This is a genomic window from Streptomyces sp. CA-251387 (genome assembly GCF_050936625.1).
Classification (GTDB): Bacteria; Actinomycetota; Actinomycetes; order Streptomycetales; family Streptomycetaceae; genus Streptomyces.
In genome coordinates this window covers 3,392,223-3,399,640 of the sequence record NZ_JBNJMJ010000001.1, presented here as the reverse complement: position 1 = coordinate 3,399,640, position 7,418 = coordinate 3,392,223, and the positions used below count along the sequence as shown (strand labels likewise).

Sequence of the window (7,418 nt, the reverse complement as noted above, 5' to 3'; positions counted from 1 at the left end):
CTCCCGAGGTCGTCAGACACCTGATACGGCGTTCAGCGCGGTCAGGCCGGTCGGATCGGCCAGGTCGAACCGGCGCACCTCCCCGGGGCGGCCGCCCCGGACGGCGAGGGCGAGGGTGTGCCGGGAGGTCGGCCGCAGCAGCTCGAACCACCAGCCGGAGCCGGTGGCCGGGGGCTGCTGCGGGTCGTGCACGGTGATCCGGGCGGCGGTACGGGAAGCGAAGGAGAATCCGTCGAGGTTCCGGCGCATCCCGGTGCCGAGGCCCTTGAGATAGGCCTCCTTGAGCACCCACAGCTCCCTGGTGCGGTCGAGGCGCTCGGCCCGGGGGAGGGCGGCCAGCTCCGCGCGTTCGGCGGGAGCGAAGAAGGCCGCCACATGGGCGGCGGACTCCAGGGACAGGGGCTGGTGCTCCACGTCCACCCCGCAGGCCCGGCCGTCCGTGACGGCGCAGGCGACGAGCCCGTCCGTGTGCGAGACGCTGAACCGCACGCCGTACCGGCCCGGCCGGGGCTCCGGCCTGCCGTGCGGGGTCGTCGGGAACCGCCAGCCGTCCGGTGGGTGACCGGTGCGGGCGCTGAGTGCGTGCCGGCACAGCAGCCGCCCGGCGAGGAACTGTCGACGCTGACGCTCCGTCAGCATCCGGTCCAGCCGGGCCCGTTCCTCCGCGGTGAGCAGTCGCTCGCCGCCGAGCCGCTCGACGAACCCGTCCACGACCTGTTCGGGTAACAGCCACAGGTCGGTCATCGCAGCGTCTCCCAGGCACCCGGCGACCGCGCGGCCTCCAGGAGTTCGGCGAGCCGGAAGGCCAGGTCGAGCGACTGGTCCCGGTTCAGCCGCGGATCGCAGACCGACCGGTAGCGCATGGGCAGGTCGGCGAAGCCGAGGCCGGCGCCGCCGCCGACGCACTCGGTGACGTCGTCGCCGGTCAGCTCCAGGTGCACCCCGCCCGGGTGGGCGCCGAGGCCGCGCAGCACCTCGAAGAAGCCGGCCAGTTCGTCGAGGACGTCGTCGAACCGGCGGGTCTTGTGCCCGGACGGCGCGCCGATCGTGTTGCCGTGCATCGGATCGGACACCCACGCCACGGGCAGGCCCTCGGCCGTGACCCGTTCGACCAGACCGGGCAGCACCCGCCGCACCTTCTGAGCGCCCATCCGGACCACCAGGGTGAGCCGGCCCGGTTCACCCTCGGGCGACAACCGGCCGATCAGGCGCAGCAGCTCGTCCGCCGTGACGGCCGGACCGATCTTGACGGCGATCGGGTTGCTGATCCCGGAGAAGTACTCCACGTGCGCCCCGTCGAGCCGGCGGGTGCGCTCACCGATCCACAGCAGGTGCCCGGAGGTGGCGTACGGGCGGCCGGTGGCCGTGTCGACGCGCGTCAGCGCCGACTCGTAGTCCAGCAGCAGCCCCTCGTGGGACATGAACAGCTCGCCGGGCGTGTGCCAGCCGTCCCCGGTGCCGGTGAAGCCGCCGGCCCGCTCGATCTCCTTGGTGAGCGGCTCGTAGCGGACCCGCTCCGGTGAGGCGGCGGTGAACTCCCGCAGGGCTTCGAGGGCGGGCCCGGGCCCGGCCTGCTCGCTGCCGCCGTACGCCCGGACGAGGTTCAGGGTGGCGGCGGACTTGTGGTAGACGCGGACCATCCGGTGTGGGTCGGGGGTGCGCGCGGCCTGGGTGAAGGCGTGCCCGTTCACCGCGTCGCCCCGGTACACCGGCAGTTCCACGCCGTCCCGTATCTCGGTCGCGGCCGAGCGCGGCTTGGCGTACTGCCCGGCCATGCGGGCCACGGTCACCACGGGCAGCGACATCACATAGCCGAAGACGGTGGCCAGTTGCTGCAGGGTGCTCGCGCTGCGGCTGATGGATGTGGCGTTGATCGCGTCCAGGTCCTCGGCGCAGTCGCCGCCCTGGACCAGGAACGCCTCGCCGCGCGCGACCGCGGCCAGCCGGCTCTTGAGCAGGTCGCACTCGCGCGGCATCACCAGCGGCAGACTCGCCGCGAGGGCGGTGACCGCGGCGTCCAGTGCGGCGGCGTCCGGCCACGACGGCTGCTGCCCGGCGGGGAGCGAACGCCAGCCGGTGTGCACCGCGTGCGCGGTGGGGGGATCGAGCAGGGGGGTCACGCCGTCAGCTCCGCTCGGTGAGGCACCGGCGAAAGCGCTCCGGTGACCAGACTGTCCAGGATGGCCGCCCCACGCCGGGTCATCACCGACTCGGGATGGAACTGCACGGAGGTGAAACCGGGGCCGCGCAGCGCGTGCACCTCGCCCGTCACCGGGTCGCGGGCGACCTCGACCGGGCCCGGGACCGGCGGGCTGTCCAGCAGCGCGCTGTCGCAGTACGCGGCGAACGTGTTGTAGAAGTACACCGGCTCCGGGGTGCCGAACAGATCGACGGTGCGCCGTACGCCCTGGTTCGGGAAGCCCAGCCTGCGCAGTTCGAGACCGAGCAGCGAGCTGAGCACCTGGTGGCTAAGGCACACCGACACGAACGGGATCCGCAGGTTGAGCAGACTGCCGGTGACCGCACGCAGATGCGCGATCTTGGGGTGGTTCACCTCGCGCGGATCACCGGGGCCCGGGCCGAGCACGACCAGGTCGTAGCCGGTCAGCCGGTACGGCTCGTCGTAGCGGCGGACCGTCACGTCGTAGCCAAGGCTGCGCAGTTGCAGCGCGCCCATCGCGGTGAACGTGTCCTCCGCGTCGATGATCAGCACCTTGTCGCGGGTGCCCGCGCGCAGCGGGGTGGGGGCCAGCCAGAAGTCCGACAGCGGGGTGTTGCGCGAGGTGAGCGCCGACCGGATCCGCGGGTGCCGGTCGAGGCCGGCGGGGCGGCGCCGTTCGGCGACCCGGTGCAGGGCGTCGAGCAGGCCGGCCGCCTTCGCGGCGGTCTCGGCGGCCTCCTTCGCGGGGTCGGAGTCGCGCACCAGCGTCGCGCCGACGCCGATCCGGACCCGGCCCGCCGCGTCCACGTCCGCCGTCCTGATCATGATCGCCGAGTCCATGCGCCGCCGGCCCGCGGCGTCCCGGCCGACCAGGGCGGCCACGCCGGAGTAGTAACCGCGGCCGGTGGGCTCGAACTTGGCGATCACCCGGCACGCGCTCTCCACCGGGCTGCCGGTCACCGTCGGGGCGAGCAGGGTCTCCCGCAGGATCTCGCGGACGTCCCGGGTGCTGTGGCCGACGATGCGGTACTCGGTGTGGGCGAGGTGGGCCATCTCCTTCAGGTGCGGCCCCACCACGTGCGCGTCGTCGCACACGCGGCTCATCATCTTCAGCTCCTCGTCGAGCACCATGTACAGCTCGTTGGTCTCCTTGCCGTCGGCGAGGAAGTCCAGCACGGACTCGACGGTGGGGCCGCCGGCCGGATAGCGGTAGGTGCCGCTGATCGGGTTCATCACGGCGACGCCGTCGTCGAGGCTGACATGGCGCTCCGGGCTGGCGCCGATGAAGGTGCGCTCGCCGGTGTGGATCAGGAACGTCCAGTACGCGCCGGGCTCACCGCGCAGCAGGCGGCCCCAGAACGCCAGCGCCGTACGCGCCGACCAGTGCGGGATCTCGGTGACGAAGGTGCGCTTGAGGACGAAGTTGGCGCCGGAGCCCTGGCCGATCTCCTCGTCGAGGACGCGGCGCACGAGGTCGCCGTACTCCTCGTCGTCGAGGTCGAAGCGGCCCTCGCCGGTGACGACGGGCCAGTCGAGCACCGTGTCGAGCACCTCGTCGACGGGCAGCAGCGCCTGTTCGCGCACGGCCATCGCGAGGACCGGCTCGCCGTCGTCGTGGTGGTCGTAGCCGCGCTCACCGATCACCCGGTACGGCAGGACGGCGAGCACCTCGTGGGTGCCGGGCTCGCCGAGGTCGGGGACCGGCAGCTGCGCCGTCCCCGCCACCTCGGTGAACTCGCCCAGCAGCAGGTCGACATGGCGCGCTTCGCCGCTCTCGGGCCGGTGCAGCACCGCGAAGGGCCGTGCACCCGCGGCCAGTTCCTCCAGGGAGGTCATGAGGGGTCTCCTACGGACACGGGGTTCGCCGCCGACAGGGCCTGAAGCACCGTCGCGGTCGGCAGGGTCATGGCGCACCGGCTCGCCGCGTACTGGAGCGCCATCCGGTGGAACTCGGGCGTGAAGTCGGCGATCGCGTCGGCGACCACGAAGGGCTGGATGTCGTGCGCGAACGCGTCGCACGCGGTGAGCAGGATGCCGACGTGGGCGTAGATCCCGCAGATGATCAGCTGGTCACGGCCCTGCTCGCGGAGCAGTTCGAGCAGGGGGGTGCGGTGGAAGGCGCTGGCGCGCCACTTGGTGAGGACGGTGTCCTGCTCGCCGGGCGCGATGGCCTCGGGGATGCCGCGGTCCTCGGGGGCCGCCGACATGCCGGGGCCCCAGAAGTCCGCGAGCAGCCCGCGCTGCCGGGGCGTCATGTCGCCGGGCTGTGCCGAGTAGACGACCGGCACGCCGAGTCCGGCACAGCGCTCGCGCAGCGCCCCGACGTGGGCGAGCAGATCGGAGTGCGGCTGGGCGCCGGCCGTGAACGGGGCGAGGAAGTAGTGCTGCATGTCGTGCACCAGCAGCACCGCACGGCGTGGATCGACGCTCCAGGACACGGAGTTGGGCGGCAGATCTGAGGGCCGTGGCATCGGATACGGGTCGATCGGGGCGATCGCCACGTCGGGTTCCTTTCCTGGTCGGATGACGGCTTGCGTGGGGTGCTTCGCCGGACCCCGGACTACTGACGGCGCAGGGTGCTTTGCGCCCGGGGCCGCGGCGGATCGGCCCCGGGCGCGGCCGGACCGTTGGGGGGAACGGTCCGGCGGTCAGGTGCCCAGAGCCGCACCGCCGTCCACGGTCAGGTCGTGCATGGTGATGTGGGACGACCGCTCGGAGAGCAGGAAGAGGACGGCGTCCGCGACATGGGCGGGCTCGGCGATCCGGCCCAGCGGAATGCCGACCCGGTAGGCCTCGGGCACCCCTTCCACCGAGGCGCGCTCGGCCGCCTCGCCCTGCAGCGCGGTGAGCATCGGGGTGCGGGTGGAGCCGGGCGCGACGACGTTGCAGCGGATGCCGTGCCGGGCCAGTTCCAGACCGAGGCACTTGGTGAACATCGCGGAGGCCGCCTTGGAGGCGGCGTACGCCGCCATCGAGGTGCGGGGGGTCAGGGCCGCGTTGGAGGCGATCGTCACGATCGAACCCCGTCCACGCGGAGTCATCAGACGGGCCACCGACCGGCTGACGTGGAACACGCCGCTCGCGTTGACCGCGAACGTGACGTCCCACTCCTCGTCGGTGAGCTCGCTGGCCGGGCCGCTGCGCAGGACCCCGGCGCCGTTGACGAGGTAGGCGATCGGCCCGAGTTGGGCCTCGACCTTGGCGATCGCGGCATCCACGTCCGCGCTGTCCGTGACGTCCACGGCCACCGCCAGCACGCCCCCGTCGCAGCCCTCCAGCTCGGCCGCCAGCCCCCACAGCGCCGTGATGTCCCGGTCCAGCAGCGCCACCGGCACACCGGTCGCCGCCAGCGCCCGGGCGACCTCGGCACCGATGCCGCCGGCCGCTCCGGTCACCACGGCGACCCCCGACCAGTCCGCGCCGGGCATCCGCGTCGTCGTAGGAGTCGCAGGATTCGTAGGAGTCGTAGAAGTCGCAGGAGTCGTACGGGAATCCCCGGCGCTCATCGGGCCACCTGCCCCAGCACCCGGTCGACCGCTTCGGCGGGAACCCGCAGGGCCCGCGTGGTGAAGCCGCGCAGCGCCTGAAGGTAGCGGTCCTGCAGCGCCGCCTCGTCGACCTCGACGCCCCGGCCGCCCTCCACCAGGGTGCGGCCGCCGACGATCACCGTGTCCACGTCCGCGGAGCCGGCCAGCCACAGGAAGCTCTCCAGCGGCCGCGGATTGAGCAGATAGCGCCAGTCGTCGGCCCGGACCAGCAGCAGGTCGGCCTGCTTGCCGGGCTCCAGGCTGCCGACGGCGTCGTCCCAGCGCAGCCCCTTGGCGGCGATGCGGGTGGCCATCGCGAGCGCGTCGGTGGGCAGCACCTCGGTCTGGTCGGCGCTCATCTCGTTGTACATCTGCCAGGCCGCGCGCATCGTCTCGGCGATCCCCGCGCCGGGCAGCGCGGCCGCGTCGGTCGACAGCGACACGTCCAGGCCCGCCCGGCGCAGCGCCGGCACGACCCCGGTCTCGGTCAGCGAGGACTCGCCCGAGGGGCCGTACTTGCCGGGGGAGTGGCTGATGTGCGCCCGCGCGGCGAGCATCAGCTTCTGCTCGTGCTCGTCGAGGAACGCGCCGTGGCCCGCCATCAACCGGTCGTCCACCAGGCCGAGTTCGGCCAGCCGGCGCAGCCCGGTCTCGCCGTAGTACGTGCGCATCAGCTCGACCTCGTTGCGCAGCGCACCCACGTGCGTGGCGAACGGCAGGTCGTGCCGGGCGACCAGATCGGCCATGCCGCGCGCCAGCTCGTCGGTCATGTTGGTGACGTAGGAGACGTTCGGGCGGCACCTGATCCGGCCCGTGGTGTCCGCGGCGACCACGCCGAGCAGCGACTCGAAGCCGGCGAGGACCGTGTCCGCGTCCCGGGTGCGCACGAACCGCGACCGGTCGGGCGGGCAGATCGCGTCGCTCGCCCAGGTGCTCGCGGAGAAGCGGATGCCGAGGCGGCGGGCTGCGGCGACCATGGAGTGCGGGCGGTTGAGGGAGCCCATGTCGCCGAGCGTCGTCACTCCGCCGCGCAGCTGGATCCACATCGAGTACTCGGCGATCGCCTGCGCCTCGTCCGGCGTCAGGGCCTCGATCAGGTCGTCGAAGCGGTCGAAGGTGGCGGAGATCTGGTGCATGTCACCGCCGCCCCCCATGAACGCGACCTGGTCCTCGCGGTCGGAGACCGGACGCAGTGCCCCGCGCATGGTGAAGCCCATCGCGAACATCTCGTGCCAGTGGGCGTTCACGAAGCCGGGCAGGACCATCATCCCGCTCGCGTCGACCGTGCGCAGCCGGGACCTGACAGCCGCGTCGAGCCCGTCGACCGCCTGCCCGACCTCGGCGGCCGGGCCGACCGCGGCGACCTTGTCGTCCACGATCAGGACGGCGCCGCGGGCGTGCACGGACTCCTGGGCGTCGGCGGTGTAGACCGTGCCGCCGGTGATCAGCCGGGCCGTCATCACGCCGCCCCCGGGTCCGTCGACAGGGACGCGGCCAGCGTCTCGAAGTGCGCGAGCCAGCCGTTCAGCGTGGGCGTGGCGACCAGGGCGTCGAACTCCACCGGAACGCGCGCCTTGCGCCAGCGGCTGACCAGCCGCATGATCTCCAGCGAACTCAGGCCGAGCAGCACCAGGTTGGCGTCCGGCTCGATCCGGGCGGGCTCGAGGCCCAGCACGGGCGCGACGATCGCGCGCAGCTCGCGTTCGGTCGGGAACACAGAGAGGTCCACG

General features: G+C 72.9%; 7 protein-coding genes. All 7 read right to left on the bottom strand.

Features of this window, described 5'->3' with window-relative positions:
• Positions 1-12 precede the first annotated feature (12 nt).
• Positions 13-744: a 4'-phosphopantetheinyl transferase family protein gene (locus ACQEV2_RS15080; RefSeq protein WP_433040438.1), complete on the bottom strand. Its 732-nt coding sequence runs from the start codon at positions 742-744 to the stop codon at positions 13-15.
• Positions 741-2,120 carry a 3-deoxy-7-phosphoheptulonate synthase gene (locus ACQEV2_RS15075; protein ID WP_433040435.1) on the bottom strand — a complete coding sequence of 460 codons (1,380 nt, stop codon included), beginning with the start codon at positions 2,118-2,120 and terminating at the stop codon, positions 741-743. Before ACQEV2_RS15075 ends, ACQEV2_RS15080 begins: the two co-directional genes overlap by 4 nt.
• Positions 2,117-3,997, bottom strand: a complete 1,881-nt coding sequence (locus tag ACQEV2_RS15070; protein WP_433040432.1) for an anthranilate synthase family protein — start codon at positions 3,995-3,997, stop codon at positions 2,117-2,119. The genes ACQEV2_RS15075 and ACQEV2_RS15070 overlap by 4 nt, the downstream gene beginning before the upstream one ends.
• Positions 3,994-4,662, bottom strand: a complete 669-nt coding sequence (locus ACQEV2_RS15065; RefSeq protein WP_433040428.1) for an isochorismatase family protein — start codon at positions 4,660-4,662, stop codon at positions 3,994-3,996. Before ACQEV2_RS15065 ends, ACQEV2_RS15070 begins: the two co-directional genes overlap by 4 nt.
• A 147-nt stretch (positions 4,663-4,809) precedes the next feature.
• A complete protein-coding gene (locus tag ACQEV2_RS15060; protein ID WP_433040425.1) occupies positions 4,810-5,589 on the bottom strand; it encodes a 2,3-dihydro-2,3-dihydroxybenzoate dehydrogenase in 780 nt (259 codons plus the stop codon).
• Between the two features lie 74 nt (positions 5,590-5,663).
• Positions 5,664-7,148: an amidohydrolase family protein gene (locus ACQEV2_RS15055; protein WP_433040422.1), complete on the bottom strand. Its 1,485-nt coding sequence runs from the start codon at positions 7,146-7,148 to the stop codon at positions 5,664-5,666.
• Positions 7,148-7,417 carry a phosphopantetheine-binding protein gene (locus ACQEV2_RS15050; RefSeq protein ID WP_433040419.1) on the bottom strand — a complete coding sequence of 90 codons (270 nt, stop codon included), beginning with the start codon at positions 7,415-7,417 and terminating at the stop codon, positions 7,148-7,150. The genes ACQEV2_RS15055 and ACQEV2_RS15050 overlap by 1 nt, the downstream gene beginning before the upstream one ends.
• Position 7,418 lies beyond the last annotated feature (1 nt).

What these genes read in the sequence shown, in the direction of transcription:
- ACQEV2_RS15055 (WP_433040422.1), bottom strand. Translation starts at nt 7,148, where the DNA reads ATGACGGCCCGGCTGATCACCGGCGGCACGGTCTACACCGCCGACGCC.
- ACQEV2_RS15080 (WP_433040438.1), bottom strand. Translation starts at nt 744, where the DNA reads ATGACCGACCTGTGGCTGTTACCCGAACAGGTCGTGGACGGGTTCGTC.
- ACQEV2_RS15060 (WP_433040425.1), bottom strand. Translation starts at nt 5,589, where the DNA reads ATGCCCGGCGCGGACTGGTCGGGGGTCGCCGTGGTGACCGGAGCGGCC.
- ACQEV2_RS15070 (WP_433040432.1), bottom strand. Translation starts at nt 3,997, where the DNA reads ATGACCTCCCTGGAGGAACTGGCCGCGGGTGCACGGCCCTTCGCGGTG.